This is a genomic window from Pedobacter sp. AC212 (assembly GCF_979258625.1).
This window is the reverse complement of the sequence record NZ_OZ409870.1, coordinates 4,903,834-4,930,635: the sequence shown is the minus strand read 5'-3', so window position 1 is coordinate 4,930,635 and position 26,802 is coordinate 4,903,834. Positions and strand designations below refer to the sequence as shown.

Genomic DNA, 26,802 nt, shown 5'->3' with positions numbered 1-26,802 from the left:
GAAAATAACTGGCATAAAACTGAATGGTCATCGATAAGAATCAGCTTGATAGCAGAAAATTGCGTTAGCAAAATATTCTGCGCTAGCGCTACTGAGGGAAAAATCTGTCGTAATCATCTCTTAATTAAAACAATCGTTACTAAACGCAATGGTTCTCAGAAATAAAACAATGGCGCTATGTTTACCATGAATTTCATGTTGCAAAACATTAACCAATTTTTTTGATCTATAACATTTCAGGTTAAAAATTGAGCTTTTTTCGCAAAAAGAGATTAATTACAGCCGAAGGCTCATTTAACGCCTATCAAATGTTTGACATTTTAAATTGTTTTAAATAATATTGAGTGCTTTTAATTCAAAAATTGGTCTTTGAATTGATTCGGTGAAGTACCCACTTCTTTCCTGAACAGGCGAGAAAAATAAGTGGTGTTCTCAAAACCAAGTAGATGCGAGATCTCCGAGACATTCAAGTCGCCTTCAGCCAATAGGTTTTTCGCTTCCCCTATCAGGAAAAGATGGATCAGTTCCAGTGCCGTTTTACCTGTTTCTTCCTTTAACAGGTCGGTTAGGTAGCGGGGAGATATATGCAGCTTTTCTGCCATTAGCGCAACGGTTGGTAGGCCAGTTTCCTTGGTTTTCCGCTCCTGGAAATTAGCCGTAAGCAGCTCATGGAACTTTGTAAGTGTTGACCCTGATAGTTGTGAACGATTTATAAATTGCCTTTTATAAAAACGCTGCGCATATTTGAGCATGGCGTCAAGGTGGCTGATAATGATGGCCTTGCTCAGCTCGTCGGTATTGTTATTGTATTCTTTTTCTATGCTGAAGTAGAGGTTCCAGATGATGTCTTCCTCTGCGGGTGAAAGGTGCAAGGCCTCATTCACTTCATAATCGAAATAGCCGTATTTTTTAATTTCGTGGTAAAGGCTGGTTCCGGGCAAAAAGTCTTCGTGGATCATGATCAGAAAGCCTTTCTCTTCCAGTTCGACATTTTTAAAGGAAACTTTCTGACGGGGCCTTACAAAAGACATTGAGCCACGGTCGTGGTCATATTTTGTTTTTCCATACTGCATACTACCAGCTCTTAGCTTTTTAAACCCTATAACGTAAAATTCCGGGGAAAATTCGATTATACTGTTGCCATCACAAGCTTCCCGCTCACCGTATGCCACGCTGAAAAGTGGATGTTCCGGAGGTTTTACACCAAGCGCTTCGTGCAGCTCGCTAATTTTTTTGAAATGATCCATATCTAGCTTTCATAAAAGCAGGATTCGGTAAATCCAAATCCTGCAAAGTTAAACTTCTATTAGCCGTGGGCTGCAATAGAAACATCCTGCCATGATTCCCATGTCTTTAAACGCTCTTCGTAAGTATATTTTACCCAAGGTAATGTTGTTTTGCCCAATAACAGCCTTAATGGGGGATTATCGGTATCCACCAGTTTTAGGATTGCGCCAACGGTTGCCATTGGGTTGCCCGAGTCCTGTTCTGTGGCATGCTCATAAAAGTCTTTCCTGATTTCTCCGTAGGCCGCTGCTGGCTCGCTTGATGCAAGGGAATTGGTGCCGAAGAAATCCGTTGAGAAACCTCCCGGTTCCAGTATGGTAACTTTAATTCCAAAACCGCCCACCTCGCCAGCCAGTGTTTCTGTAAGGCCTTCTATTGCGAACTTTGATGCACTGTACAAGCCCATCAAGGATACCGTATTAAGGCCAAGCGCACTGGAAAGCTGAATGATGTGCCCTGATCTCTGCTCCCGCATGATCGGCAAGACCGCTTGCATGGTCCATAAGGAGCCCATTACATTTGTTTCAAATTGTGATCTGACATCCTGCTCGCTTAGTTCTTCGATAGCCTCGATGTGACCAAAACCTGCATTATTGATCAATACATCAATTCGGCCAAAATGTCTCTTTGCAGTCTCGATCGATTCAAAGCTCATCTCTTTATCGGTTACATCAAGTTCCAGGACCAATAGATTTGATGGAAATTCCTTTGTAAGGTCTTCCAGTGCATAGGGATTACGGACAGCTGCAACTACGTTATCTCCGCGTTTTAGGAACGCTTCTGTCCAGATCCTGCCAAATCCGCGGGATGCGCCTGTTATAAAAATTGCCTTTGCCATTATTTTATATTTTAGTGATTGATAATGACAAAGTTCGTTCAATCATTCAGTGCTATAGTGATACAAAAGTAGGCAATAATGGAACGTTTTAACGAAACGCCGGTCCTCTGCTAATTCTATATCCATGTTTGTCTGATCGTTAACTTTTAATTGATCTGTTGCTTTGCCTAAATCTCCCTGAAGGCTGGTCTGGGCAATTCCAGATTACCTCTAAGCGTATCCGATTCATACTCGGTGTGGAATACGCCACGCTCCTGCAAAATGGGAACCACAAGGTCAATAAAATCCCTGAGTCCGTGGGGATGGTCCTGCCGGACCACCAGCATATCCATTGCGCCGGCCTCATGCCATGTTGTTATCTCATCGGCAATTTTTTCGGCCGTGCCAAAAAATTGAGGAACCGGAATCCGATGGTATGGTGCCAGGGAAGCCAGTTCCATATACTTCTTTTCTGCTTCTGCAACGGTACGCCCTACGATCGGATTGTGGGATAATGCCACAACATAGTCTTCGGGCGACCTACCTTTTTCAACCAGCTTTGCTCTTAAGGCATTTGCCGTGTATAAAGCTTCATCTATTGTACTACCGGCAATAAAGGCACCGTCCGTGTAGGTGGCGGCAATGTCCACAAACGTGGGCGAACCTCCGGCGGTGTACACTACCGGCCTTCCCTGTACAGATCGACTGATGTTCAACGGCCCATCGACAGAGAAGTAGTTACCCCTATAATTTATGGGGTGCATCTTGCCGGGCTCAAGGAAAATTCCACTGTGCTTATCACGCAAAAAAGCATCATCTTCGTAGGTATCCCAAAGCCCCAAAAGGATTTCCAGAAACTCACTATGCATTGGATATTGGTCCGCTTTACCCAAATGCCCCCTGCTAAAATTTACCATGCCGCCCGGATTTGAAGTGACAATATTCAGCGAAGCCCTTCCCTTGCTTATCTTATCCAGTGATAAAACCTGCCGGGCTACATTATAAGGATCGGTGTAGGAACTGGAAGCAGTGAAAGAAAGGCCCACGCGTTCCGTCTTCATGGCGATGGCCGACATGATAGTTGCCCCTTCAAACATGCTCAGGTAATGGGGAATGTTGCCCGGGCCAACATGACTCACATCGAAGAGAAAAAGCGTCTCGAATTTTGCATCCTCGGCAAGCTGCGCCTGCCGTACATAAAAGTCAATGTTTTCCCCTGCATCTGCCAGCATGTCGGGATGGCGCCAGGATGTAAAGTTCCATCCCGTACCATCGATGCCGGCCGCTAGTTTTAATTTCTTTCTATTTTTCATCTAGTTTGTAATTTTAGATTCCTTCGTTGATTTCGCCCATCATCTCGGCAAACAGTCTGGCGGATTTTATGCGGTCTTCGATGGAATATATCGTTGATACCATGATAAGTTCATCTACCTGGGTTTCCTTGAGAAATGCCTGGATTTGACTTTTTACCGTAGCCTTGCTTCCAACAAAGGAAAATTTCAACATTTGATTAAGTGTCGGATGCTTCAGCAGCTCTTTTAGGTCACCTGTCAGTTCCGATGGTGCTTGCAAGGGTTCTGCGGCGCCGGTCAATACGCCTACGAACATCCTGATCAGGGAGGTGAACCATCGCTCAGCCTCTTCATCGCTATCGCCTACAAATATATTCACGCCAGCTATGGTATAAGGCCTATCTAAAAACGGGGAAGGCTGGAACTCCTCCCGGTAAATGTCCAGTGCCTTTGATAAGTGCGTTGATGCAAAGTGGCTTGCAAATGCATAGGGCAACCCTTTTTGTGCGGCAAGGTGGGCACTATCGGTACTGGAACCCAGAATGTAAAGTGGTACATCGGTGCCTTCGGCAATGGCAGCCCTAACTTTTGAGTTCCTGTTATCCAATGAAAAGTAGCTTTGGATCTTGGCAACCTCAGCAGGAAACGTTTGGGCGGCCTGCATAAAATCCGGCCGGATCGCCTGTGCGGTAAGCGTATCGGTACCGGGTGCCCTGCCCAGGCCTAAGTCAATTCGACCGGGATACAATTGGGCCAACGTCCCGAACTGTTCTGCAACAATCAACGGTGAATGATTGGGAAGCATGATACCTCCAGAACCGACCCTAATGTTACTTGTATTTTCAGCTACATAACCGATAAGGATCGTAGTAGCACTACTGCCAACATTTTCGGAATTATGATGTTCTGCGAACCAGTATCGTTTGTAGCCAAGGTTTTCGGCTGCCTTGGCTAATGTGAGTGAATTGTTGAGTGTTTGCTTGAAGGTACTGCCTTGGGAAACAACGGCGAGTTCCAAAATCGAGTAGGCTATTTTTTCTCTTTTCATCTTATGTGGATAAATTCTGATCGACGATTTTGACCTAGGTAACCAGCCAAACCTCCGAACATAAAAATATAGTTGCAAAGGTAAACAGAATTACTTTACTTTGTATAGTACTTTCCCTAAGGAAAGTCAAATATAAATGGCAGAAAAAAAATGTTGCGAATGCCTGGACACGATCAGGCCGGTAAGGGATGCCCTGGAGGTAATCAGTGGTAAATGGAAGTTACAGATTATTATCTCTATAGGGGTAGGCAATAATCGCTTTACCGACATACAGGAAAGCATACCGGGTATAACCCCAAAGGTACTCGCGAAGGAACTGAAAGCACTGGAACAGCACCAGTTGGTAAAAAGGGCCATCACTGATGGTTATCCTGTCAAAATATCTTATACATTGGATATGTATGCAGATACACTTACGCCTGTCATCTATTCGCTGAAGGACTGGGGGTTGAATCATCGTAGCAGGTTGTTCCCCGATAAGACAGTTTAATTCCTTCTTGATTGGGATAAGATGGTATTCTACAATCCCTGCTTAAAGGTACTTTTCCTGTCTTTATATATAAACTACGCCCCAAGGATTATATCAAAATATGGTAGTCCTTGGGTCGTAGAAGATTCATGAGATTGTTGTTGATGGTAAATCCTGGTATAACCTGCCAATCCGGGTATTTAACTACATGAATAGTGTACGGTTTATACGAATGGCTAACCCTGCGTCCTCTTCACTAGGTGAGTTTCCTACACGTTTGGCGAAATCATTACCCATTCGTTCCATAAAGACAAGGATAGCAAGGTCTCTGCGCTTCGACAAACGTTCCTTTTCGGCTTTGTCAGTCCATTCCTTTAGTTCGTTCATGGTAAGATCGGTACAATAGATTGGTGAGCCTGGTTGTTGTCTCCACGAATCAGCTAATGATCCCGTATAAAATGCGTCAAATCCTGTATCATTTATTAATTTAACAGCTACATCCCTATCTATATCACGATCGGCTGCTACAGGAATTGCGATCCGATCGTCGCTGCCTTCAGGCTTGCCTTTCACCGCAAAAGAGTGCGAACCAATAGCGTTCCAAGCCTTTGCGAAGGGGCGGCCTAATTGCTCCATCACCCATACACTTTCCACCAATCCCGATTCGATGCTTTCAATCTTGCTATCGCGGGCGGGATAATAGTTTGAGGTATCAATCAAAGTGGTTTCTACGGGGACATTCGAAAGAAGAGGCGCAATTTCCGGAATTCGATTGAACGGTATAGATAGAATGATTACATCCTTGTCACGAACTACGTCTTGAGTTGTTACTGCTTTGGCCCCGGTAGAGAGGATATCTTTGTTGATGTTTTCCGGTCCCGAGGAATTCGCGACTGAAACCTCATGCCCTGAATCCGCTAATTTTAATGCTAATGTTTTTCCTATAAGGCCTACGCCTATGATTCCTATTTTCATAATATGATCTTATAAATTTGAATACAAAATTAACCAAAAAGTACCTGTACAGCTACAGGCCTTTCCTCTAGGAAAGCAAAAAAGGTAAATTTCAAAAAATGCTTCGGTTTAAATTCAGGTCAATGCTCTGAGAAGGTTTGATACTATTATTCACAATGCTGGCCTTTATCATTCTCCTGCAAAAGAGTTGTTTACTCGAAGAATATAAGGCATTTGTTGCCTACCTGCAAGATGCTGTTTTTGGAAAAAAAGTTAAAAGATTTATCAATTATTGATTTGTGTCCAATACCATTGCGTCCCAAAATATCTGAGATTGGTTCTATAAGTATTGCGCTCTTACTGAATTTGCAACCAAGTGCCTGACAGCAACATATACCCCTATGATTGAGAATTTTTATATCGGTCTATTTTTATGTGAGCAGATAGTTGGGGGTAGGGGTAAACATAACTTCTTTATTTATGCGTCACAATTCAAGCGTAGGAAGTGTTTTGCTGTCTCATTTGTGTCTCAAAGTGTGTAGAGAGAGGATATTCAAAGAATTGAAATCTGCTTAAAAACCAAAAAAGCCTCAAGAAATTAATCTCAAGGCTGTTTTAATCTGTAGAGTCAATCCGCGGAAGTTCGAACTTTTATGAGCATTGCGAAGCGATAGTTGATTTTGAGAATTTGTTAAACAATAAGGTGGAAAGGCAGTATCGTAAAAAGAAATTATTATAAGTTTTACCAAGGAATTTATCATTTTGAAATCTATTCCAATAGCCTCTTCAATGAATTGTTTCGCCCATTTTTGTATTATCAAGAAACGACCGTTTTTTGATAATTGGAAGAAGAGAAATAATGATCGCAATATTTCTCTTGCTCTGCCGTGTATTAGAACCCCTAGCTGAACTATCATAGATAGCTTAAACCTTGGTCTTGCAGCTTTGAATTGGTGCTTGCTCTAAAAAACTGTTAAATAGCAAATTAAATTGTTCAGAGAAATCCAAAAGGCGTACCAGTTAATGCAATAACGTGATCGTAAATTTGAGGTATTCCCTTTTATAAGTCCAGCAACTTCTAAGGCTTTAAGATGCTTTGCAACTGAAGATTCTTCAATTGGCAGATCGTTTATTACTCCTTCAGTACAACTTTCTTTCCTTGCAAGCCGGATCATTATAGCCATCCGGGCTGGGTGTGCCAAGACCCGCATGAACTTTGCAAGCTGCTTTTCTATTGGCGCATAGTCTCTGGTGTTGACCTCCATTTGGTTAGTGTTATTTGGCTAGTCGCAATGCATCTGCAAATTCACTTTGCAACAAACTATTTTCAATAGCTCTTGCTGAGGCTTCTACGTCATATTCAAACCTTATAAACTCTACCTGTATGCTGTTTTTATCTGATAGGGAGCTGTCTGCAGCAATGGTAAGTATCACATAGCAGCCCCTGGGATCTCCGTCTTTAGGCTTTCCTACCGACCCGAGGTTAACTACGTGCTTAAACTTATTATCATTATCCTCTAAAATACGATGGTAAGGCTTGTGAGAATGACCAACAAAGAGCATGTCTGCACCTGCTTCCTGCATCATATCTAAAACATACTTTTCATCCGTATCTATTAAAATATATTCATCTATACTTCTGGTGCTGCCGTGGGCAAAAACAAGATTGAGTGTTTCGGATTGTAGTTTGTATTCCAATTTAATGTGCGCAGGCAGTGTCTTCAGGTAATCTCTATTATCCTGGCTGATTAAATGATACGCATAATTCTTCCCTGGCTCCTGGAGACTATTCGGGGTTGTAATTAATTTTTCAACCTTCTGGTCATGATTACCTTTCAAAGTTCCGATTCCACGCTTACGGATCTCCTGGATAATTTCGTTTGGATAGATGTGGTATCCCACCAGATCACCGAGACAATAAACGGCATCGGGTTTTTGGTCATCCATATCGTCTAACATTGATTTAAATGCAGGTAGATTGGCATGAATATCTGAAAATAGTGCTATTCTCATACCTTATCCTCTACGCAACATGTCTGCATATTCATTCGGAAGAGGACTATCCTCTACGGCTTTAGCTGCCTTTTCTATATCATACTCAAAGCGAATAAATTCGACTTTAACACTGTCCTTATTGTTTACTGTACTATCAGGGTTGATGGTTAAAATAACATAACCACCCCTTGGGTCGCTGTCTTTTGGTTTACCTACTGAGCCAATATTAATGGCATGCCTGAAATGATCCGCACCTTCATTCCCTGAGTTTAAAATTCTATGATAAGGCTTGTGGGTATGGCCAAAACACATAATATCTGCATCTGCCTGTTCCATGATCCGAAGCATGCTTTTTTCATCACGGTCTTCAAAAAGGTATTCATTGACCTTACGGGGGCTACCATGTACAAACAGAATATTGCGTTTATCGTGGTTCAACTGGTATTCTAGTCTAATGTGAGCAGGAAGGGTTCTTAGATAAGCACGCTGTTCGTCCCTTACCACTTCGTTTGTGTAGGAGATAGAAACCTTACCTAATGCTTTTTCTTCTTCTGTTTTATAGGCACAACCGCAATCATCACTAGACCTGCCAATGCCCCAGTCATAATTTCCTGCGATAGTTGGTATGCCTCGTTTGCGAATTTCATCTATTACTTCGTTTGGCCAGATGTTATATCCAACTAAATCTCCAAGGCAATAAATTGCATCAGTGTTTCTGGTTTCAACGTGTTTAAAAAAGGCTTCCAGGGCAGGAAGATTAGCATGGATATCTGAAAAAAGTGCAATTCTCATTAATGTATGGTGTTTAATTTTTTTGACGGATAGTATTTCTTGCGGAAGTAAAAAGCAAGGTTGACCAGGGCAATCAGTGCCGGGACTTCAACCAAAGGGCCAATAACGCCCGCAAATGCTTGTCCCGAATTGATTCCAAAAACACCAATAGCAACTGCTATGGCCAGTTCGAAATTATTTCCTGTGGCCGTAAAAGCAATTGATGTACTTCTTGAATAGTCTGCACCGAAGTAACGGCCAGCAAAAAAGCTGATCACAAACATGATAGAAAAATAAATAACAAGGGGTATAGCAATTCTCACTACATCCATTGGAATTTGTACAATCAGTTCGCCCTTCAGGCTAAACATAATTACGATAGTAAACAGTAGCGCTATCAAAGTAATTGGGGAAATCAGCGGGATAAACTTGTTTTGAAACCAGTCTTCACCTTTCAGTTTAATAAGGCCGTACCGACTGATTATACCCATTGCAAAGGGAAGCCCCAGGTAGATTCCTACGCTTTTAGCAATCTCGGAAATGGTGATGTTTACTTCAAGGCTCTCCAGACCAAAAAAAGGTGGCAAAACGGTAATAAAGATATAAGCAAACACACTGTAGAGCAATACCTGAAAAATGCTGTTCAGTGCAATCAAGCCTGCTGCATATTCCCTGTTACCCTCTGCAAGCTCGTTCCAGACCACCACCATAGCAATACACCTTGCCAGGCCAATAAGGATCAGCCCAACCATATATTCCGGATAATCTCTTAAAAAAGTGATTGCTAAAAAAAACATTAGAAGTGGACCAATTACCCAATTCAGAACCAGGGATACGCTTAAGACTTTAGTGTCTTTAAAAACTTCTCCCATCTTTTCATATTTCACCTTAGCAAGTGGCGGATACATCATTAAGATCAGTCCGATAGCTAATGGGATGTTTGTGGTTCCACTGGAAAACGAGTTTATAAATCCGGAGGAAGATGGTAGAAAATAGCCGGTAGCTACACCGATACCCATCGCTAGAAAAATCCATAGTGTAAGGTACCGGTCTAAAAAGCTTAATTTTCTTCTTTCGGCAGCAGGTGCACAGTTGTTTGCAGACATAGTTTATGATTGATTATTTAGCAGCAACCGCCACCTGGTGTACACGCTGATCCTGAAGCAGCAAGATTCTGAAATTGTACTTTTTGTTTTACTTCAGGAACACCACATAGTTCCGGAGCAAGGCACGCTGTTGTCTTAGCAATAAGCAGGAAGTTTTTACCATCGTAACCAAGGTCGTATTTACCAATAGTTTGAGCCTGGTATTCTACCTCAATTTCCAGATCTTCCATCGCCAATACTTCTTCAGAAAGAGATATGATGTTTAGCAACTTGCCTGCTTTCAAACGATGCTCAAAATCGTTGGCATCCCAAAGTTGGAAGTTGGCTACTTTTTCATGACGTACCGTACCGCCACAATCAATAAAATCTTTAGTAACAACACCAACTTCGGTCACATGGAAATGTTCAGGAACTGGTGTACCGTTTTCTAATTGAAAGTTTACGCTTTCAGCCTGCGCCAAGTGGGCTTTTATTTCTGATAGTTTCATAATTAAAGATTTAAGTATTTTTATATTGCAATTAAACGATTGATTTGATTAAAAAAGCTAGCAGCAGCTAGCTTCTAGCTTATATGATCCAAGGAAGGCACCGATTTGGGCTTCCAGTAATTTCCATGTTTCAGGGTTTATGCAATAGCAAACGCTAACCCCTTCGATGGTACCCTGGATAATCCCGACAGACTTTAATTCCCTTAAATGCTGGGAGATTGTAGCTTGGGCAAGACCCAGCTCCTCTACAAGATCTCCACAAATACAAGTATTGAAAACTAGTATTCTTTGCAGAATAGCAATACGTGCAGGGTGAGCCATTGCTTTTAATAGCTGAGCAAGCTGGTTCTGCTCGGAGGTAAACATTTCGGTTTTTGTAAGTCCCATATAATATTGCAATATTACGATTTATTAATGAAACAACAAATTTATCAGAATATTAATTTTAATTCTTCTGATCTCTCTTTTTGCTGCTAAGGTTTAAAATCAAATAACCTAATAGTCCTGATATTACGGAGCCGACAAGAATTGAAAACTTTGCTTCCTGAACAAGCAGCGGGTCAGCGAAGGATAAGATTGATATAAATATGGACATGGTAAACCCGATACCTGCAAGTAGGCCAACACCAAGGATATGAACCCATTTTGCATTTTCAGGTAGCTCACTTAGCTTAAGCTTTACGCTGAGCCATGATATAAATAATATACCCAAAGGTTTACCAATAACCAGACCTAGCACAATGCCCATTCCCAGACCTGTAAAAAGCCCTTCTACCATGCCGTTTTCAAAACGGATGTTGGTGTTGGCCAGTGCAAATATTGGAATGATCAGAAAATTAACGGGTTTAGTAAGTGCATGCTCTAGTTTTTCCAGTGGAGACTCTTTATGATCTGCTGTTGTGGGTAGTGTAAGCGCTATCAAAACTCCTGCAATAGTTGCATGAATGCCTGAGTGATGAACAAAGTACCAGATAAAAATACCTGGAATTAGGTAAAAGGCAAGGTTCTTTAACCCGAAGCGATTAAAGAGGAACAGTAGTATCAATATAGCCCCGGAATAAACCATATTCATATAGTGGAGATCCGAAGAGTAAAATACCGCGATTACTAATATTGCAAGCAGATCATCAACAATAGCCAGGGCAGCTAGAAAGATCTTTAGGGAAAGTGGAACCTTTACTCAGGAGCGATAGAATGGCTAGTGCAAAAGCAATGTCTGTAGCCATTGGTATACCCCATCCGCTAGCAGTTGGCGTATCACGGTTAAATATGGTATAGATTATTGCCGGCACAATGGCACCACCAATCGCACATATAATCGGAAGTATTGCCTTTTTAGGTGAGGAAAGTTCACCTTCCACAATTTCCCTTTTAATTTCAAGTCCCACCAAAAGAAAGAAAATGGCCATCAGGCCATCATTGATCCATAGCGCAACAGAATACTTTAAATGTAAACTGGTGGTTTCATATCCAATTTGATTCGCTAAAAAGTTATCAAAGCCTTCACCCAGTGGCGAGTTTGCTATTATTAAAGACAAAATTAAACAGGAAAATAAGATAATCCCACTTGATGTTGTAGAGTTGAAAAAGTCTTTAAAAACCTTTTTGTTGATCGACATTGGCATATTTTTCAAATATAACATTTTCATTTTTACGGTCTAAATCTGCCTCCTGTTAATTCAGACACCAGAGCAAAACCATAGGTAATGACAGATTTTAAAAATATTTTTCTATTTTTGCATCAATCGAAATGAGAAAAGTTAAACAAGTTTCATATAACCCTGTGACAAAGCCCTGAATTCTTTCAGTGACTCTTTTCTCCCTTAGCATAATCCCTTGCTAGGGCAATGCCCCTTATTTTATAATTTTTGACCTTTAATTTTATTGGTATGTTCTTACGTACACGTTTTTTTGACTTATCTCAAAAAGTCAACTACAAAACCGAAATTTTGGCTGGCATCACTGTGGCCATGACCATGATGCCTGAATCGCTCTCCTTCGCTATCCTTGCGGGTTTCCCCCCCTTGGTCGGTCTTTATGCAGCTTTTATTATGGGGCTTGTAACCTCAGTTCTGGGCGGTCGTCCAGGTCTGATCTCAGGCGGTGCAGGAGCAGTCGTAGTTGTGCTGATTGCTTTGATGCAGGCGCATGGAATTGAATATGTATTCGCCGCTGTAGCCCTCGCCGGCGCCTTTCAGATCCTGGTAGGTCTTTTCAAGCTTGGGAAATTTATCAGACTTGTTCCCCAACCGGTAATGTATGGCTTTGTTAATGGACTGGCAGTTATTATATTCATGGCCCAGATTGAACAGTTCAAAACCATCATCAATGGAAAAGAGGCCTGGTTGACCGGTAGCCCACTTTTAATCATGGCCGGGTTGGTTGCGCTTACCATTGCTATCGTACTATTCTTTCCAAAGATAACAAAGGCGGTACCACCATCCCTGGTTGCTATTATTGTTGTTTTTCTTGTCGTCCTCGGGTTCGGTATCGATACTAAAACAGTAAGCGATATTGCCTCTGTCAGCGGAGGGTTTCCACCATTTCACATTCCTCAGATTCCATTGACATTTGAAACCTTTCAAATTATATTGCCCTATGCCGCGATCATGGCAGGAGTTGGGCTTACCGAGGGGCTGTTAACACTTAACCTAGTAGACGAAATTACTGCAACCAGGGGGAATGGTAACCGTGAATCAATAGCTCAGGGTATTGCCAATATTCTGAATGGCTTTTTCTATGGTATGGGAGGATGTCCAATGATTGCTCAGACTTTGGTAAATCTTTCAGCAGGGGCGAGAGCCCGCCTGTCGGGCATAGTGGCAGCACTCACTATTTTGCTTATCATTCTGTTTGGCGCACCGATAATTGGTTTAGTTCCAATGGCTGCCCTTACAGGCGTGATGATCATGGTGGCCGTAGGAACCTTTGAGTGGATCAGTTTACGGATCATCAATAAAATGCCAAAACAAGATATATTTATTGGCATACTGGTGGCTGCGATCACCATTTGGCTTCATAACCTCGCCCTTGCAGTTTTAATTGGTGTAATTATATCGGCACTTGTTTTTGCCTGGGAGAGTGCAAAAAGGATTCGTGCAAGAAAATTCGTGGATGGAAGTGGCACCAAGCACTACGAAATTTATGGGCCATTGTTTTTTGGTTCAGTTACAGCGTTCACTGAAAAGTTCGATGTTAATGAAGACCCATCTGAAGTAATTGTTGATTTTAAGGACAGTCGAGTGTCGGATATGTCTGCTATTGAAGCATTAAACAAGTTAACAGAACGATACCATCTCGCGGGTAAAAAACTTCATTTAAAACATTTAAGCGAAGATTGTAGGCTACTACTTAAAAACGCTGAAAGTGTTATTGATGTTAATATATATGAAGATCCGACATATCGTGTCGCTATTGACAAATCTTAAGTATAAATTAGAAATTTGGATGGAGCTTTTTATATAGCTCCTCCAGTATTTCCGTTATCATTATTCCCTCGTTTTTTGAAAGATGACTGCTAGTCCTATCACTATTCCACCGTTTTTTGATAGAAATTGAGATGAGTATTTGATAAACAGTTATAGAACTATTGTGTCTTTTCTAGCAGGCCAGCGATGAAGTAAAGTCTACAGTTGTTTCCTTTCAACCATCAAGAAAAAGGAAGAATACAAGTTATCCTATGAGAGATTTTTGGCTATATTGTAATCACCTACATTTATTGAAATGAAAAACGACAAAACATCACAAAACTACACGTTAAACAGACGTAATTTTGTTACTGGAATTATCCCGGTGATAGCTGGCGCAACAATACCATCCTGGGCTTCGGCGAAGGAGATTCAACAAACCAGAGAAGACAATGACTTTCCAGGACTTATTACGCGAGAGAAAAAGCCATTAAATATGGAGTTTCCATTTCCTACGTTAAAAAACAGGATTACTCCAAATAACCAGTTCTTCATCAGGAGTCATTTTAATATTCCCAATATTGATGCTACAAATTGGGAATTAGAGATTGGCGGCAACACCAATCATGTCATAAAGATCAATCTGAGCGAACTTAAAAAGCTTCCTGCAAAAAAGGTAATGGCTACTATAGAATGTGCCGGAAACGGACGTGCTAACCTCGCCCCAAAAGTGAAGGGTTTAGGATGGGAACAAGGTGGGATCAGCAATGCTGAATGGACAGGAGTACCTTTATCCGTATTGTTAAAGAAGGCTGGCATAAAGGTGGGTACGGTAGACATTATTTTGGAAGGGAATGATGAGGGGATGATTACAGAAGAGCCGAAATCACCAGGAAAAATCAAATTCGCCCGAAGCATTCCGTTAAATATAGCAATGCAGGATCACATCATCATCGCCTATGAAATGAATGGAAAACCATTGAGTGCTGAACATGGTTTCCCGGCAAGGGCAATTATTCCAGGATGGTATGGTATGGCATCTGTGAAATGGCTGATGAAAATTACTGCATCTGAAAAGCCGTTTGATGGCTATTGGCAGACGATTGAATATGCTTACTGGAAGCGTGTTGAAGGACTACCTACCTTGACGCCCGTAACCACTACATTGGTTAAGTCTGAAATATCAAGGCCGGTATTGTTTGAAGCGGTGCCGGCTGGAAAACCTTATCAAGTAAGGGGTGCAGGATGGTCAGGTGATAGTAACCTATCGAAAGTAGAAATAAGCACGGATAAAGGAAATTCATGGCAACCAGCAAAATTAATTGGTCCTGCTATCCCTTTCGCCTGGCAGCTATTTGAATTTGAATGGGTGGTTCCTGCTAAGACTGGAAGATATAGTTTAATGGCTAGAGCGACAGATCAAAATGGCAAAACGCAACCCATGGAGCATGATTTAGACAGAAGAACTTACATGGTTAATTTTATCTCGCCAATTGATGTAGATGTAATATAGCTCAATAAGAACAAATTTCAGGATCTTGCGGTTATCGCATAAGGCTTGTTTGGCATAAACAGTTTATCACAATTAATATTCTACATCAAACCATGATCAGATTCACGTCTATACTTCTACTATTTGCTAGTTTCTCTGCACGAGCACAACATGAACACATGCAAATGGCAACTAAAAAAAATGTCTTCCTTGGGCAAATGGCTCATATGATGATGAAGATGGATGAAATATCAGCTACCACATCTGCAGACAGAGATTTCATACAAATGATGATCCCACATCACCAGGGTGCTATTGATATGGCAGAAGAAGAGATTAAGACCGGAAAAAATAAAGAAATGATTCAGCTAGCTAAAAGTATCAAAGCTGAGCAACAAACCCAGATTCAGCAAATGCGACTCCTGCTCAGCCATCCTGAAGGATTTATCGCTACAGGCAACCAACATCAAAACGCCAACCAGAAGATGATGAAAGTGATGATGGAACAAATGCCTGAAGAAAAACAATTGTCTGATACTGATCTGTCCTTTGCAAGGATAATGCTTCCTCACCATCAGGCTGCCATCGACATGGCTAAAGTTGAGTTGCGGTATGGAAAAAATAAAAATGTAAAAAGACTGGCCGAGAATATTATCTCAGATGAACAGATAGAAATCCAACAAATGAAGACATTTACAAACTCCCATTAACATATGAAAAAGATATCCTTGTTTACGCTATTAATATTCAGTTTTGCCCTACAATCAAAAGCACAATCAATCTATGCCCAAGACAGGGTTTATACAGGCAATCAGATATCTAATACGGTTTCTGTCTTAGATCCCTCAACACAAACGCTATTAGGAAATATTGTTCTTGGTAAACCCCAACCTGATATCTTAAGTCCTCTATATAAGGGACAGGCCCTGGTTCATGGCCTGGGTTATTCCCCTAAAAGGCAATTACTAGCAGCGGTTTCCATTGGATCAAATTCAGTAACCTTTATTTCAACAGCAAAAAATAAAGTTTTAAAAACTGTTTATATCGGACGTTCACCGCATGAGGCAACCTTTAACCCTTCAGGATCACAGGCATGGATATCGGTAAGAGGAGAATCGTATATCAGCGTAATTGATGCAAATAAACTGATTGAAATCAAGCAAATTCCAGTAGCCGACGGCCCGGGAATGGTTGCTTTTACTCCAGATGGAAAATGGGCTTATATTTGTTCCAGCTTTACTGCAGAAGTGGATGTAGTGAATGCAACTTCTTATGCTATTGTAAAGCGTATTCCAGTAGTTAGTCCATTTTCTCCAAATATATTCTGTAGTCCTGATGGGAAATGGATTGCATTGACACATAAGGATGTAGGGAAGATCACTGTCATCAGCACGGAGACAAATACGATACATACAGTACTAAATACAGGTCCAATTACCAACCATGTCACTTTTACTTTAGTTAATGATTCACCTGTGATGCTGGCAACCATTGGCGGAGAAAACAGCTTAAAAGTATTTAGTGTTTCACAAGATTTCAAGCTTACTGATAGCGTTGCGACAGGATCATTGCCACATGGCGTCTGGACTTCGGCAGATGGTAAATTTGCATATGTCGGATTAGAAAATGATGACCAGGTACAAGTGGTTGATCTGGTAAAAATGGCCGTTGTAAAAACCATTGCTATTGGACAATGTCCGCAAGCATTGTTGTACGCCGCTAATGCCAGCCCTGCAAATGCCTCAAAAGAAAATTTAACCCCGCTTAATCTTGCAGACAAAAGTCAGGTGATTAAATTGATGAATAAGGATAATTCAATGTCATCAGGCATGCTAAACGTAAGAAGCGTAGGCTTGACTGATCTTGTCCAACAGGACTTTAAAAAACTCGAGCCAAATACTTCGTATACTTTAGCGTTAACCAACTCCTCAAATGATACGTTTAACGCAGATTATGTCATCAATTCTTTTAAGACCGATGAAAAAGGAGCTTTTAGCGGTCAATCCTCGGGGATAATTAAGAGTGTAGGAACAGGTGGCGCCGATTATAAACATGTGGTTCTTATTGATGATCTTTCAAAAAAGCTGGTGATGATCAGTAACTAATGTATTTTAAACCAAAGATATAACTGCCCATAATGCAGCACTTGAAATTACTATCCATAAAATTACGCCTTGTAACAGTGGCATTATCCCCACTGCTTTCAAGATAGTAAATGAGAGTCCGCTTCCTATCAGGAACAAGGTTAAAGTTAAGCCTGCTTTTGCTAATGCTACAAAGTAGGGCGCAAAAGGCTTAATAAAAGGTAAGTAGGTGTTGGCGATCATTGCCAGGATAAATAGCCCTATAAAATAGGGTATACTAACTTTGCTATTGTTGCTTTTGAACAGGAAAGATGTACCAAACGCTACGGGAACAATCCATAGTGCTCTGGCTAACTTAACAGTTGTGGCTATCTGTAGTGCTTGTTCACCATATTTACTGGCTGCCCCAACAACAGAACTGGTATCGTGAATAGCAATGGCACACCACATACCAAATTGTGACTGTGACAAGTTAAGCGCATGTCCGATAGCGGGGAAAAGAAATAAGGCCACCGAGTTGAGTATAAAAACAGTACCCATTGCAACGGAGATCTGTTTTTCTTCTGCGTTCATTACAGGCGACAATGCAGCAATAGCACTTCCACCACAGATCGCCGTTCCAGCTGATATCAAAAAAGATGTTTTACGTTCTATTTTAAATACTTTTCCCAGGATAAAACCAATGATAAGCACTCCGAAAATAGAAACTACGGTAAACAGTACGCCTTCTTTTCCTGCTTTCATTGCACTGAATACATTCATTCCAAATCCTAGCCCGACAACAGAAATTTTTAGCAGCAGGTTTGTGGCCTTGTGATTTAAATGCAGATAGGGATGTTCCATTAGTTGCGCCAATACTAATCCTAGCAATAAGGCTAAAGGAGGCGACATAAATGGAAAGAGGCACAGCAAAACTGCCAGGATGAAGATAATTTTACGGGTGTTTAAATTTAAGTTTAGCAGGTTACCCGCCTTTATTTTAGAAGAATTTGAATTGTCTTTGATTTGTGTCATAATTTTGATTGTCTTTATTTTCTAATTCAAAGATCCATAACTAATAAACCCCGATCAAATCATTAAAACTTATCTTCCATAACTTCATGTTATAGAAGATAAGTTTTTAGACATTATTTATTCCCAACCCCATTTTTTGAAAATGAGATGTCCTTTATCGGATTGCATAAACTTGATAAAATCCTCAGTTTCCGACTTATGCGTACCAGTGCTACCCCTCACTACAGGTGTACCTCTATAGACTGTTTGTGTAACAGGAATCCTAACCATTGAGGTGAGGTCTGGTAAACGGTTATGCCAGGAGCCAAATGTTATCCAGGCATCATATTGAGGATCATTTTTCCATGCAGCAATACCCAATGCCGAATTTGCAAATGTACCTGCTATACGCTGCTGTATGTTTGCAATCAGATCTTGTCGACCTGCCAAATCTTCCCAAAGCCCCATTTGCCCAGCCCCATTCACATCAAGAATTTTCACACCTGGTTTACAGAGATCGCCCAGATTTTTGATGTTTTTAGGATTGCCGGGCCGTACCAGGATCGCTGCCGCACGTTTATATAACTCTGTCCGAGAGTTCGCCACTATCATGTTTGGGTGGTCAGACATGAATTTTGAAAGCATGTATTCTGCTCCTCCAAAGAACAGATCTGCATGTTTCATTGCATCCGGCATCCATTCATTATCTGGCCCGGCAGTGACTTTAATTACGATATCATGCTGCTTTCCAAAAACCTTCGCACATTCATTGATCGGTCCGAGCGGCCCACCGGGACCATAGACATATAAAGTATCGTTTGGGATTTGTGCATTCCCAATGGTCACTACAGCAACGACTGACAATATGGTTAAAAATATATTTTTCATTGTGTTTATGTTTAAGGTAAATCAAAACCAAACTTTTTGTAGATGGCAGCAGCCTGCGGACTGATCAAAAAATCCATAAAATCTTTTGCAGCGGCCGGATGTGGCGCATCTTTTAACTGTCCCGCTATATATTGCGCATGGATATTCTCTTTTTCAGGAATTTCAATGAGCTCAACAGGATGGCCAATCATTTTCTGATAGTAGGCCTCAGTATACCATACTGGAGCGGCGTCACTTTCGTTGTATAGGATCCTCATTGGTGATTGGCGATGATGGATCATGGTAAGATAAGTAGTCTTATCTTTAACTTTATCTTCCATGATGGTAGATTTTAATGTTTCCCCTCCAGCTTTCACATAGGCTTCTTCAATACGTTTACCGATCCCTTCATTCTCTGGATTGGGCATACTGATCCTCAGCTCTTTATTTGCTAAATCTTTGAGTGACTTCAATGCCTTCGGATTTCCCTTTTGGACCATGATTGCCAACCTGTTTCTAGCATATAAAGTCGTTTTGCTAAACCATTCAGGGGTCATGTCTATCCGGTTCTTACCAGCTGTATAAACATCCGGCTTTAAGGTAATTCTCATGTTGCCCACCACAATGCTACCGGTTTTTATTTGTTGGGCTAAAATGCCTGGGGGAAGCGTTTCGGCAAATACCCGCTGATAATGTGGATATGACTTTTTAAAGGCTGCAATTAATTCGTCAATGCACATAAACTGGTTACCGGCAAAGAAAACCACCAGTTGGGGATCATTAATGTCTCCAAAAAGATCAGGCACATTGTCTACTCCAGGTACTGTGAACTGAACTTTACTTTCAGGTGGAGTATTCCAGGGCGGATCAAAGCGATGATCCTGGGCCTTAACATTTCCACAAAGCAATAAAAATGCAACTGTGGCTAAAAAGGTGTGATTTATATATTTCATGATTTTCTAATTATTTGGTTTAAGGATGTACAACTGCCCATCCCTGATATTGACGGATGATGATTTCACCATTGCCGCTGGGTACATAACTGATAAAATCAAATAAGGTATTTTTTTCGATTTTCCTTTCTCTGACGGTATTTTCACATTGTGCAAGAATTACTCCTCTGGATTGCAGTTCTAACAATGTTTTTTCAAAAGATCCGTTCTTCTGGTAAACAGCTACGCCATCTCCAAAGGCAATAAGTTCTGCATTGATTTTCCCTTTTAACCTGGGATCGTCGAGTGCATTTTTTAGGTTTCGAAGTGTTCCTGCAATCTTTTTCTCATCACCGTTATTGATTACATACAGTGCCTTATAATTTTTCAGGGTGGCTTTTGCCCCTGTAAAATTAGCAGGTGTAGCTTGGGCAAAAGTGGCCGAGGTTGCTGCGATCAGCAAAAATAATGTACAGATTAAGGTTATTTTTTTCATGATTTTAGATTTTGATGATTTATTTAGTTGTTAGTTTTACTTGTTTTTCGGAGGTTACAATTGGTGCAAATGGACCATACTTATGTTGATTTTCAGAAAATTTGTCGGCATATGGTCCGTATGGCGCATCAAAAGGTTTTTTTAACAAATCAGGGTAATCTTTTCCCTGATCTTTATGTGGTCTTGGCTGTGAGTTCACAAAAGCAGCGAGATCCCAGGCCTCCTCATCACTTAACTGCGCATCTCCATATCTGGCACCATATGGCATATTGTTCTTTACGAACCCCGCAAAGTTACTGAGTCTATACATCCCTGCGCCATCATTGTAGCTGTGTTTGCCCCATAATGGCGGATAAACATAAGTTAGTTTGTCTTCATCGAGTATTCCCTCACCATTTGCACCATGACAACTTTGACATTTACTGGTATATAAAATCGCTCCATGTTTGACATTCGCTGCCCTATCCAGGAATTTTAATTTTTCGGTTCCCGTTCCAAACACTTTCTCCCCTTTTTTTACACCTGTTCCAAGCCATTTCATATAAGCCAGCATTGCCTGTATCTCTTTACTAGATTCGTCTGGTACTTTGCCTGCAAGACTTCGATTGAAGCACTCTGCAATACGTGCCGATGCAGGTTCAACCTTTCCTGATCTGCCACTCATTTTAGGAAAACTGGAAATAAAACCAGCATAATTATTTCCGAACAGTTTGGTTCCACCCTCGAGGTGACAATTCTGACAATTCATACCATTTGTAATACGGGCTATGGATCCATTTGGCCCAAAATATTTGCTCGTATGTGCTATTAATTCTTTGCCATACCTGATCATCTGGCCGTACTTGGTGTCCGCCGGAATCGTATTTTCATCAGGCGCTTTCCAGGCATCAGCAGGTACAACCTGGCTTTTGACGTTAACAGCAGCTATACCGGTTTCCACATCCTGTTTGGTTTTTGCTGTCACTACATCTGGCTGCCCATTAAAAAATAAAGTGCAGATGAAAATGGTTCCACAAGCAACAAATAGAAACGCAATGATAGCCGTTGTCCTGGCTGTATATATAAGTGCTTGTCTGATTTCTTTTTCTGTTGATTCCTTATTCATAACCAATATTTTTCTGTTACAAATGTGCATTTATTCTACTCATCAGAAAAAGCATAAAAAGTTATTGATGATAACGTAAGGTTATGATGTCAGTACCCGTTGAAACAAATTGTTTGTATCTTAGGTTATCTACTAAAACCGTGTATGATAGATTTCCGTTTGCAAGTATTTTATGCTGTCGCTAAAAGGCTGAATTTTACAAAGGCCTCGGCAGAGTTATTTATCAGTCAGCCTGCTGTAACCAAACACATTAAAGAATTAGAGCAGGAGTTCAAAATGTCATTATTTGAACGCAGTGGAAACAAAAAAATCAGCCTCACCCCAGCCGGCGAATTATTGTTGCATTACGCAGAACAGATTTTTGGAACTTACCGGGAACTGGAATATGATATGAATCTACTTACTAAACAGCATAAAGGAATATTGAGGATTGGTGCCAGCAGTACTGTGGCACAATATATCATTCCACCTGTATTGGCACAGTTTCACAATAAGTTTAAGGATATACAAATTCAACTGGTTACCGGAAACACAGAAGATGTAGAGCAGCGTTTGATTGCTAAGGAAATAGATTTTGGAATCATTGAAGGCATCTCCCGGAACCCACAGATTAAATACGAACAATATCTAAAAGACGAGCTGGTGCTGGTGTGTTCTGGTCACAATTATGCCATGAAAAAGGAAATGATCAAACCGAATGAGTTGAAGGATTATGATTTATTACTTCGTGAACCTGGTTCTGGTACACTAGATGTTATTGCATATGCTTTAAAAGCACACCAGATAAAGGTGGGGGACTTAAATATAGAAATGCAGTTAGGTAGTACCGAAAGCATTAAATCCTATTTGATTCACAGCAAATGCCTGGCTTTTTTATCTATCCACTCCATATTGAAAGAGCTCAAGAATAATGAATGCCGCATCATAGATATCAAGGATATGGTTATCGAAAGGCCGTTTCATTTCATTCAGCTTCATGGTCAGCAGGACGCTCTGGCGGAACTATTTATGCGCTTCGCTAAAAGCTACAACTATAATGTATAGTGTTACCGAAATTTCGAGGCAATATCAGCCAGCTAAAGTGCTGCTGCTCTTTGTTTCTGAAGCTCCTGGAGGTGACGATAAACATTTTTACCTGGGAAATACTAATCTGTTTCGAACAATTTATCTTGCATTTAGTGAGGTATTTGGCGATTTTAAATCTGTAGAAGATTTTTTGCAGTTCTTTAAAGGCACGGGATGCTTTTTGGAACATCTAACTTGTACACCTATTGATAAATCGTCAGTTAAAATCAGAAAAAACCAGAGGCAGGGGGGAATAGAGCAATTAGCTCATAAAATCAGAACATATCAACCCCGATTAATCATGATCCTAATGAAAAGCATTGAACAAGAGGTTAAAGAATCTATTGACCTATCAGGCTTATCGTTTATCGAAGAAATTGCAGTTACCTGCTATCCTGCCGGCACTGAATCAAACAGGCTTACTTGCATCCGGGATACCAGGGTTATCATCTCCAAACTGGCATCGATATTGACATAACATGCAAATATATTGCTGTAATATACCGATACAGAACAAGATGAAAATTCAAGATCAGGAAAACACCAAACAGCATGCAGGAGACCATTTGGCTAATGAAAGAACATTTTTGGCCTGGATCAGAACCAGTATTGGTATCATGGGATTTGGCTTCGTGGTGATGAAATTCTCGCTATTTATCAAGCAGATCAGTGCCGCACTGGGGAGTAAAGTGCCCCTGCACCAAACCGGAGATTCCCGCATTATCGGGATTTTTCTAGTTGCCCTGGGAGCAATTACTATCATTTGTTCTTACTTAAGATATAATTCAACGAAAGAACAATTGAATCAGGGGGTGTATTACCATTCAACACTTTTTGTTAAAGTTTTAACCGCTTTAGTTTTCATAGCTAGTATACTTTTACTGCTCTACCTTATTAAAACAACATAGGCAGTTAAATCATCTGTACTTGATGCTTTAGAAAAGAGAGGAAGGAAAGCGGTCGATATAGCGTTGTTTTTTGATATAAATTGCTGATTGCATTGGTCAAGGATCTTATAAAAATTTCACCTCTTTATGATAATCCACAGGAACAGGATAAGTCAATATTTTATGTTCCCGTAAATATTTTGGGTACCGCAATACGCTGTGAAGAATATATACCTGAATGGCCACTGAAAAAATAGGCTGTAAAACAGGCTACCGCAAAAAACATGGTGTATTCACTACCAAAAAGTTCTATACCCATAATCGTACAGGCAAGGGGTGTATTCGTTGCACCAGCAAAAACAGCAATAAATCCAAGGGCAGCAAACAAACTAACTGGAGCATTTAATAAGGTCGAAAGTGCATTGCCTAATGTTGCGCCAATATAAAACAAAGGCGTTACCTCACCACCTTTAAATCCAGTTCCTAATGTTAAAGTTGTGTAAATGGTCTTCCATAACCAGCTCCAAGTATCTGCTCCACCAGGCTGAAAAGCAGAGGGAATTGTAACGGCTCCTTGGTATTCGCTATCCACGCCCAAACTTAAGTAATCCGGTTTCCCGATGGCGTAAGTCAAGCCTATAATAATCAGACCACCGATAACAGGAATAAGCCACTGGATCTTACATACTTTAGAAAAAAAGGCCTTGATCTCATGCACCATTACAGCAAACAGGTAGCTGGCCAGACCAAACAATGTGGATGCTAGAATAACCTTACTAAGCAGGAGTAGGTTTACCGGCAGGTATTCAGATAGAAAGTAGGCACTTTTCTCTATGAGATCGATGTGATAAGCGGTATGATGGATGCCCCAGGCAGAGACAGTAAGATCACCAAGCACGCTGGCAATTAATGCGGGAAGTAAAGCCTTGTACTCTATTCTTCCAATGGCCAGAACTTCCATTGCAAATATGGCACCGGTGAGCGGTGTTCCGAACACCGCCCCAAACCCGGCTGCAATTCCCGCGGTAAGGAGCATCTTGGTGTCTACCTCATTTAGCTTAAACCAGCGGCTAAACATTCCTGCGATGCTTCCTCCGATTTGTACCGCGGTTCCCTCTCTTCCAGCCGATCCGCCAAACAAATGGGTAATCACTGTAGTTATTAAGATTACTGGCGCCATCTGCCTGGGCACTCCACCACCCGGCCTATGGATTTCATCCATGATCAGGTTATTTCCTTTTTCTGAGGACCTACCAACTGACTGATAAATCAGGTGGATCACAATACCTGCTAAAGGTAGCAGAAAAATGAGACAGGTATGCTGAAAGCGAAAGTGAATGGCCCAGCCTAGCAGCCAAAGGAACAAGGCAACCATACTTCCTATTGCAATGGCAACAGGAAGTATAAGCAGCGTCCATCGAACCGCATATTTAAAAACCGAAAGGTGTTCAAATAAAAATTTATTATGTTTCATTGTAGGTTAGCGGCTGATTTATAATTTTTTATAAAAAGTATTGATTCCTGCAAATGATGCCCTATCACCAAGTTCTTCTTCTATCCGAAGCAACTGGTTAAATTTAGATACCCTTTCAGAGCGGCAGCCACTTCCTGTTTTGATGTGCCCCGCACCGGTAGCGACAACCAGATCCGCAATTGTCGTGTCTTCAGTTTCACCACTGCGGTGAGAAATAAAGCAATTGTAACCGTTTTTTTGGGCTAGTTCTACGGCCTTTAGCGTTTCGGAAACTGTACCGATCTGGTTCAATTTAATCAGTACGCTGTTTGCAATGCCCTGGTCGATTCCCTGCTGGATAATACTCGGGTTGGTGCAGAATATATCATCTCCAACCAATTCCACTTTGTCTCCCAAAAGGCTGGTCAGCTTTTTCCATCCCTCCCAATCGTTTTCGCCCAACCCGTCTTCCAACAGGATAATTGGGTACTCTTTTAACCATCCTTCCCAAAAGCCAATCATTTCATCTGTTGTGATCCGTTCTTTAGAACTTTTATAAAATTCATATTTTCCATTATTCCACATTTCGCTGGTCGCTGGGTCAAGACAAAGGGAAATATCCTTGCCTGGAGCAAAACCGGCAATATGTATCGCTTCCATGATGATTTGGACGGCTTCCTCATTAGAACTCAGATTTGGCGCAAACCCACCTTCGTCACCAACTCCGGTATAATAGCCTTTCGCTTTTAGCAGACTTCTCAGGGAATGAAAAACAGCTTCGCCCATACGGATACTTTCCTTAAACGAGGGGGCGTTATGAGGGGCAATCATAAATTCCTGAAAATCGATGTTGTTATCAGAATGCCTTCCCCCATTAATGACATTCATGCACGGTACGGGCATTACGTAACCTTCCCTTTCCACTAGCTGCCTATACAAGGGAATCCCTTTTGCAACGGCCGAAGCCCGGGCGAAGGCGATTGAGGCCGCAAGCATCGCATTTGCGCCGAGCCTTGATTTATTCTCGGTTCCATCCAGACCAATTATATGATCATCGAAGGCCTGCTGACCCTCAAAGGATAAGCCGGTGACTGATTTGCCGACTTCGACGTTAATCCCTTTTACTGCTTTTTCCACGCCTTTACCATTATAGCGCTCTGGATCACCATCTCTAAGCTCTACGGCTTCTTTTTCACCCGTACTTGCCCCGGATGGAGAAATACCCCTTGCTGTTGTTCCGTTAAGAGTGACTTCTACTTCTACTGTCGGATTGCCCCTGGAATCCAAAATTTCACGGGCATGAATTTTAGTTAATTTCATAGTTTTTTGTTTTATATTGATTTTTAGTATTTCGGTTGCTTACAAATAATTGAGTTTCTCAAAAGATCAAAACCAGTGTTCCCCCAATGATCAGCAGGGCACCAAAGAATACTTTCAGGGTAAGAGCTTCTTTCAGGAACACCATTGCAAGTATAATAGTTAGGGCAACACTCAACTTATCAACAGGGGCGACCTGGGACACTTTCCCGATCTGCAAAGCCTTGTAGTAGAATATCCAGGACAAGCCGGTGGCAAGGCCAGATAAAAAAAGAAATAGCAGGTTATGCTTTGACAGTTCCGTAATTCCTTTAAGTTCGCCTCTGGCCATTACGATCCCCCAGGCTACAATCAGTATTACCACCGTTCGTATGGCAGTAGCCAAATCAGAATTGACATTGGTTACGCCGACTTTTGCAAAGATGGCCGTAAGGGAAGCAAAGAAAGCTGATAATAGCGCGTAGATCCACCACATAG

The 26,802-nt window shown here is 41.2% G+C and carries 27 protein-coding genes and 1 pseudogene; 8 read left to right on the top strand and 20 right to left on the bottom strand.

Going from position 1 to position 26,802, the window contains the following annotated elements:
- Positions 1-350 precede the first annotated feature (350 nt).
- The 4 genes from ACZZZC_RS21175 to ACZZZC_RS21160 form a co-directional block, all read right to left on the bottom strand.
- Positions 351-1,247 (bottom strand): helix-turn-helix domain-containing protein, encoded by an 897-nt coding sequence (locus ACZZZC_RS21175; RefSeq protein ID WP_463488083.1) that lies wholly within the window; start codon positions 1,245-1,247, stop codon positions 351-353.
- 59 nt (positions 1,248-1,306) lie between these two features.
- A complete protein-coding gene (locus ACZZZC_RS21170; RefSeq protein WP_463488082.1) occupies positions 1,307-2,125 on the bottom strand; it encodes an SDR family NAD(P)-dependent oxidoreductase in 819 nt (272 codons plus the stop codon).
- Positions 2,126-2,292: 167 nt separating this feature from the next.
- Positions 2,293-3,417, bottom strand: coding sequence for an NtaA/DmoA family FMN-dependent monooxygenase (locus ACZZZC_RS21165; RefSeq protein ID WP_463483885.1), 1,125 nt, complete (start codon positions 3,415-3,417; stop codon positions 2,293-2,295).
- Between the two features lie 13 nt (positions 3,418-3,430).
- Positions 3,431-4,444 carry an LLM class flavin-dependent oxidoreductase gene (locus ACZZZC_RS21160; protein WP_463483884.1) on the bottom strand — a complete coding sequence of 338 codons (1,014 nt, stop codon included), beginning with the start codon at positions 4,442-4,444 and terminating at the stop codon, positions 3,431-3,433.
- Positions 4,445-4,580: 136 nt separating this feature from the next.
- Here ACZZZC_RS21160 and ACZZZC_RS21155 point away from each other — a divergent pair, with 136 nt between their 5' ends.
- Positions 4,581-4,934 carry a winged helix-turn-helix transcriptional regulator gene (locus ACZZZC_RS21155; RefSeq protein ID WP_463483883.1) on the top strand — a complete coding sequence of 118 codons (354 nt, stop codon included), beginning with the start codon at positions 4,581-4,583 and terminating at the stop codon, positions 4,932-4,934.
- Between the two features lie 183 nt (positions 4,935-5,117).
- Here ACZZZC_RS21155 and ACZZZC_RS21150 read toward each other — a convergent pair whose 3' ends face one another.
- The 8 genes and pseudogenes from ACZZZC_RS21150 to nhaA all read right to left on the bottom strand — a co-directional run bounded on the left by ACZZZC_RS21150 (position 5,118) and on the right by nhaA (position 11,846).
- A complete protein-coding gene (locus tag ACZZZC_RS21150; RefSeq protein WP_463483882.1) occupies positions 5,118-5,888 on the bottom strand; it encodes an NADPH-dependent F420 reductase in 771 nt (256 codons plus the stop codon).
- Between the two features lie 941 nt (positions 5,889-6,829).
- A complete protein-coding gene (locus ACZZZC_RS21145; protein ID WP_371566363.1) occupies positions 6,830-7,078 on the bottom strand; it encodes an ArsR/SmtB family transcription factor in 249 nt (82 codons plus the stop codon).
- Between the two features lie 64 nt (positions 7,079-7,142).
- The gene (locus ACZZZC_RS21140) at positions 7,143-7,880 is read right to left on the bottom strand and encodes a metallophosphoesterase family protein (protein WP_088300345.1); all 738 of its coding nucleotides are present in this window, start codon (positions 7,878-7,880) and stop codon (positions 7,143-7,145) included.
- A gap of 3 nt (positions 7,881-7,883) precedes the next feature.
- Positions 7,884-8,654 (bottom strand): metallophosphoesterase family protein, encoded by a 771-nt coding sequence (locus ACZZZC_RS21135; RefSeq protein ID WP_088300344.1) that lies wholly within the window; start codon positions 8,652-8,654, stop codon positions 7,884-7,886.
- Positions 8,654-9,739, bottom strand: coding sequence for an ACR3 family arsenite efflux transporter (gene arsB / locus ACZZZC_RS21130; RefSeq protein ID WP_088300343.1), 1,086 nt, complete (start codon positions 9,737-9,739; stop codon positions 8,654-8,656). The genes ACZZZC_RS21135 and arsB overlap by 1 nt, the downstream gene beginning before the upstream one ends.
- A gap of 17 nt (positions 9,740-9,756) precedes the next feature.
- Entirely contained in the window at positions 9,757-10,227 is a 471-nt protein-coding gene (locus tag ACZZZC_RS21125) for a DUF6428 family protein (RefSeq protein WP_088300342.1), read from the bottom strand.
- Between the two features lie 57 nt (positions 10,228-10,284).
- On the bottom strand, positions 10,285-10,614 hold the full coding sequence (locus ACZZZC_RS21120; RefSeq protein WP_088300341.1) for an ArsR/SmtB family transcription factor: 330 nt from the start codon (positions 10,612-10,614) through the stop codon (positions 10,285-10,287).
- A 58-nt stretch (positions 10,615-10,672) separates the two neighbouring features.
- Positions 10,673-11,846: pseudogene (gene nhaA, locus ACZZZC_RS21115) on the bottom strand (Na+/H+ antiporter NhaA).
- A 270-nt stretch (positions 11,847-12,116) separates the two neighbouring features.
- Here nhaA and ACZZZC_RS21110 point away from each other — a divergent pair.
- The 4 genes from ACZZZC_RS21110 to ACZZZC_RS21095 all read left to right on the top strand — a co-directional run bounded on the left by ACZZZC_RS21110 (position 12,117) and on the right by ACZZZC_RS21095 (position 17,231).
- Complete coding sequence (locus ACZZZC_RS21110; RefSeq protein WP_088300340.1) at positions 12,117-13,655, top strand: SulP family inorganic anion transporter; 1,539 nt, start codon at positions 12,117-12,119, stop codon at positions 13,653-13,655.
- A 295-nt stretch (positions 13,656-13,950) separates the two neighbouring features.
- On the top strand, positions 13,951-15,147 hold the full coding sequence (locus tag ACZZZC_RS21105) for a sulfite oxidase (RefSeq protein WP_008245487.1): 1,197 nt from the start codon (positions 13,951-13,953) through the stop codon (positions 15,145-15,147).
- A gap of 92 nt (positions 15,148-15,239) precedes the next feature.
- Complete coding sequence (locus ACZZZC_RS21100; protein WP_082489588.1) at positions 15,240-15,836, top strand: DUF305 domain-containing protein; 597 nt, start codon at positions 15,240-15,242, stop codon at positions 15,834-15,836.
- A gap of 3 nt (positions 15,837-15,839) precedes the next feature.
- Positions 15,840-17,231: a beta-propeller fold lactonase family protein gene (locus tag ACZZZC_RS21095; protein WP_056095402.1), complete on the top strand. Its 1,392-nt coding sequence runs from the start codon at positions 15,840-15,842 to the stop codon at positions 17,229-17,231.
- A gap of 6 nt (positions 17,232-17,237) precedes the next feature.
- Here ACZZZC_RS21095 and ACZZZC_RS21090 read toward each other — a convergent pair whose 3' ends face one another.
- From ACZZZC_RS21090 to ACZZZC_RS21070, 5 genes are all read right to left on the bottom strand, one after another.
- The gene (locus ACZZZC_RS21090) at positions 17,238-18,224 is read right to left on the bottom strand and encodes a YeiH family protein (protein ID WP_008245480.1); all 987 of its coding nucleotides are present in this window, start codon (positions 18,222-18,224) and stop codon (positions 17,238-17,240) included.
- Positions 18,225-18,341: 117 nt separating this feature from the next.
- A complete protein-coding gene (locus ACZZZC_RS21085; protein WP_008245473.1) occupies positions 18,342-19,091 on the bottom strand; it encodes a substrate-binding domain-containing protein in 750 nt (249 codons plus the stop codon).
- Positions 19,092-19,102: 11 nt separating this feature from the next.
- Entirely contained in the window at positions 19,103-20,023 is a 921-nt protein-coding gene (locus tag ACZZZC_RS21080) for a molybdate ABC transporter substrate-binding protein (protein ID WP_056870676.1), read from the bottom strand.
- Positions 20,024-20,042: 19 nt separating this feature from the next.
- Positions 20,043-20,498 (bottom strand): DsrE family protein, encoded by a 456-nt coding sequence (locus ACZZZC_RS21075; protein WP_008245470.1) that lies wholly within the window; start codon positions 20,496-20,498, stop codon positions 20,043-20,045.
- 19 nt (positions 20,499-20,517) lie between these two features.
- Positions 20,518-21,603 (bottom strand): c-type cytochrome, encoded by a 1,086-nt coding sequence (locus ACZZZC_RS21070; protein ID WP_082491480.1) that lies wholly within the window; start codon positions 21,601-21,603, stop codon positions 20,518-20,520.
- A 144-nt stretch (positions 21,604-21,747) separates the two neighbouring features.
- Between ACZZZC_RS21070 and ACZZZC_RS21065 the strand changes: the two genes are divergently transcribed.
- The 3 genes from ACZZZC_RS21065 to ACZZZC_RS21055 are packed head-to-tail and all read left to right on the top strand — an operon-like array spanning position 21,748 to position 23,576.
- Positions 21,748-22,647, top strand: coding sequence for a LysR family transcriptional regulator (locus tag ACZZZC_RS21065; protein WP_056095397.1), 900 nt, complete (start codon positions 21,748-21,750; stop codon positions 22,645-22,647).
- The gene (locus ACZZZC_RS21060) at positions 22,640-23,146 is read left to right on the top strand and encodes a hypothetical protein (protein WP_056095394.1); all 507 of its coding nucleotides are present in this window, start codon (positions 22,640-22,642) and stop codon (positions 23,144-23,146) included. The genes ACZZZC_RS21065 and ACZZZC_RS21060 overlap by 8 nt, the downstream gene beginning before the upstream one ends.
- Before the next feature lie 40 nt (positions 23,147-23,186).
- Complete coding sequence (locus tag ACZZZC_RS21055; protein ID WP_008245456.1) at positions 23,187-23,576, top strand: YidH family protein; 390 nt, start codon at positions 23,187-23,189, stop codon at positions 23,574-23,576.
- Positions 23,577-23,736: 160 nt separating this feature from the next.
- On the opposite strand, the gene ACZZZC_RS21050 is transcribed toward ACZZZC_RS21055, so the two are convergent.
- From ACZZZC_RS21050 to ACZZZC_RS21040, 3 genes are read right to left on the bottom strand one after another with little or no spacing between them, the layout of a single operon-like run.
- Positions 23,737-25,029: a voltage-gated chloride channel family protein gene (locus ACZZZC_RS21050; protein ID WP_008245455.1), complete on the bottom strand. Its 1,293-nt coding sequence runs from the start codon at positions 25,027-25,029 to the stop codon at positions 23,737-23,739.
- An 18-nt stretch (positions 25,030-25,047) separates the two neighbouring features.
- A complete protein-coding gene (gene eno / locus ACZZZC_RS21045; RefSeq protein ID WP_008245454.1) occupies positions 25,048-26,328 on the bottom strand; it encodes a phosphopyruvate hydratase in 1,281 nt (426 codons plus the stop codon).
- 58 nt (positions 26,329-26,386) lie between these two features.
- On the bottom strand, positions 26,387-26,800 hold the full coding sequence (locus ACZZZC_RS21040; protein ID WP_008245453.1) for an EamA family transporter: 414 nt from the start codon (positions 26,798-26,800) through the stop codon (positions 26,387-26,389).
- Positions 26,801-26,802 lie beyond the last annotated feature (2 nt).

What these genes read in the sequence shown, in the direction of transcription:
- ACZZZC_RS21175 (WP_463488083.1), bottom strand. Translation starts at nt 1,247, where the DNA reads ATGGATCATTTCAAAAAAATTAGCGAGCTGCACGAAGCGCTTGGTGTA.
- ACZZZC_RS21170 (WP_463488082.1), bottom strand. Translation starts at nt 2,125, where the DNA reads ATGGCAAAGGCAATTTTTATAACAGGCGCATCCCGCGGATTTGGCAGG.
- ACZZZC_RS21165 (WP_463483885.1), bottom strand. Translation starts at nt 3,417, where the DNA reads ATGAAAAATAGAAAGAAATTAAAACTAGCGGCCGGCATCGATGGTACG.
- ACZZZC_RS21160 (WP_463483884.1), bottom strand. Translation starts at nt 4,444, where the DNA reads ATGAAAAGAGAAAAAATAGCCTACTCGATTTTGGAACTCGCCGTTGTT.
- ACZZZC_RS21155 (WP_463483883.1), top strand. Translation starts at nt 4,581, where the DNA reads ATGGCAGAAAAAAAATGTTGCGAATGCCTGGACACGATCAGGCCGGTA.
- ACZZZC_RS21150 (WP_463483882.1), bottom strand. Translation starts at nt 5,888, where the DNA reads ATGAAAATAGGAATCATAGGCGTAGGCCTTATAGGAAAAACATTAGCA.
- ACZZZC_RS21145 (WP_371566363.1), bottom strand. Translation starts at nt 7,078, where the DNA reads ATGCGGGTCTTGGCACACCCAGCCCGGATGGCTATAATGATCCGGCTT.
- ACZZZC_RS21140 (WP_088300345.1), bottom strand. Translation starts at nt 7,880, where the DNA reads ATGAGAATAGCACTATTTTCAGATATTCATGCCAATCTACCTGCATTT.
- ACZZZC_RS21135 (WP_088300344.1), bottom strand. Translation starts at nt 8,654, where the DNA reads ATGAGAATTGCACTTTTTTCAGATATCCATGCTAATCTTCCTGCCCTG.
- arsB (WP_088300343.1), bottom strand. Translation starts at nt 9,739, where the DNA reads ATGTCTGCAAACAACTGTGCACCTGCTGCCGAAAGAAGAAAATTAAGC.
- ACZZZC_RS21125 (WP_088300342.1), bottom strand. Translation starts at nt 10,227, where the DNA reads ATGAAACTATCAGAAATAAAAGCCCACTTGGCGCAGGCTGAAAGCGTA.
- ACZZZC_RS21120 (WP_088300341.1), bottom strand. Translation starts at nt 10,614, where the DNA reads ATGGGACTTACAAAAACCGAAATGTTTACCTCCGAGCAGAACCAGCTT.
- ACZZZC_RS21110 (WP_088300340.1), top strand. Translation starts at nt 12,117, where the DNA reads ATGTTCTTACGTACACGTTTTTTTGACTTATCTCAAAAAGTCAACTAC.
- ACZZZC_RS21105 (WP_008245487.1), top strand. Translation starts at nt 13,951, where the DNA reads ATGAAAAACGACAAAACATCACAAAACTACACGTTAAACAGACGTAAT.
- ACZZZC_RS21100 (WP_082489588.1), top strand. Translation starts at nt 15,240, where the DNA reads ATGATCAGATTCACGTCTATACTTCTACTATTTGCTAGTTTCTCTGCA.
- ACZZZC_RS21095 (WP_056095402.1), top strand. Translation starts at nt 15,840, where the DNA reads ATGAAAAAGATATCCTTGTTTACGCTATTAATATTCAGTTTTGCCCTA.
- ACZZZC_RS21090 (WP_008245480.1), bottom strand. Translation starts at nt 18,224, where the DNA reads ATGACACAAATCAAAGACAATTCAAATTCTTCTAAAATAAAGGCGGGT.
- ACZZZC_RS21085 (WP_008245473.1), bottom strand. Translation starts at nt 19,091, where the DNA reads ATGAAAAATATATTTTTAACCATATTGTCAGTCGTTGCTGTAGTGACC.
- ACZZZC_RS21080 (WP_056870676.1), bottom strand. Translation starts at nt 20,023, where the DNA reads ATGAAATATATAAATCACACCTTTTTAGCCACAGTTGCATTTTTATTG.
- ACZZZC_RS21075 (WP_008245470.1), bottom strand. Translation starts at nt 20,498, where the DNA reads ATGAAAAAAATAACCTTAATCTGTACATTATTTTTGCTGATCGCAGCA.
- ACZZZC_RS21070 (WP_082491480.1), bottom strand. Translation starts at nt 21,603, where the DNA reads ATGAATAAGGAATCAACAGAAAAAGAAATCAGACAAGCACTTATATAT.
- ACZZZC_RS21065 (WP_056095397.1), top strand. Translation starts at nt 21,748, where the DNA reads ATGATAGATTTCCGTTTGCAAGTATTTTATGCTGTCGCTAAAAGGCTG.
- ACZZZC_RS21060 (WP_056095394.1), top strand. Translation starts at nt 22,640, where the DNA reads ATGTATAGTGTTACCGAAATTTCGAGGCAATATCAGCCAGCTAAAGTG.
- ACZZZC_RS21055 (WP_008245456.1), top strand. Translation starts at nt 23,187, where the DNA reads ATGAAAATTCAAGATCAGGAAAACACCAAACAGCATGCAGGAGACCAT.
- ACZZZC_RS21050 (WP_008245455.1), bottom strand. Translation starts at nt 25,029, where the DNA reads ATGAAACATAATAAATTTTTATTTGAACACCTTTCGGTTTTTAAATAT.
- eno (WP_008245454.1), bottom strand. Translation starts at nt 26,328, where the DNA reads ATGAAATTAACTAAAATTCATGCCCGTGAAATTTTGGATTCCAGGGGC.
- ACZZZC_RS21040 (WP_008245453.1), bottom strand. Translation starts at nt 26,800, where the DNA reads ATGTGGTGGATCTACGCGCTATTATCAGCTTTCTTTGCTTCCCTTACG.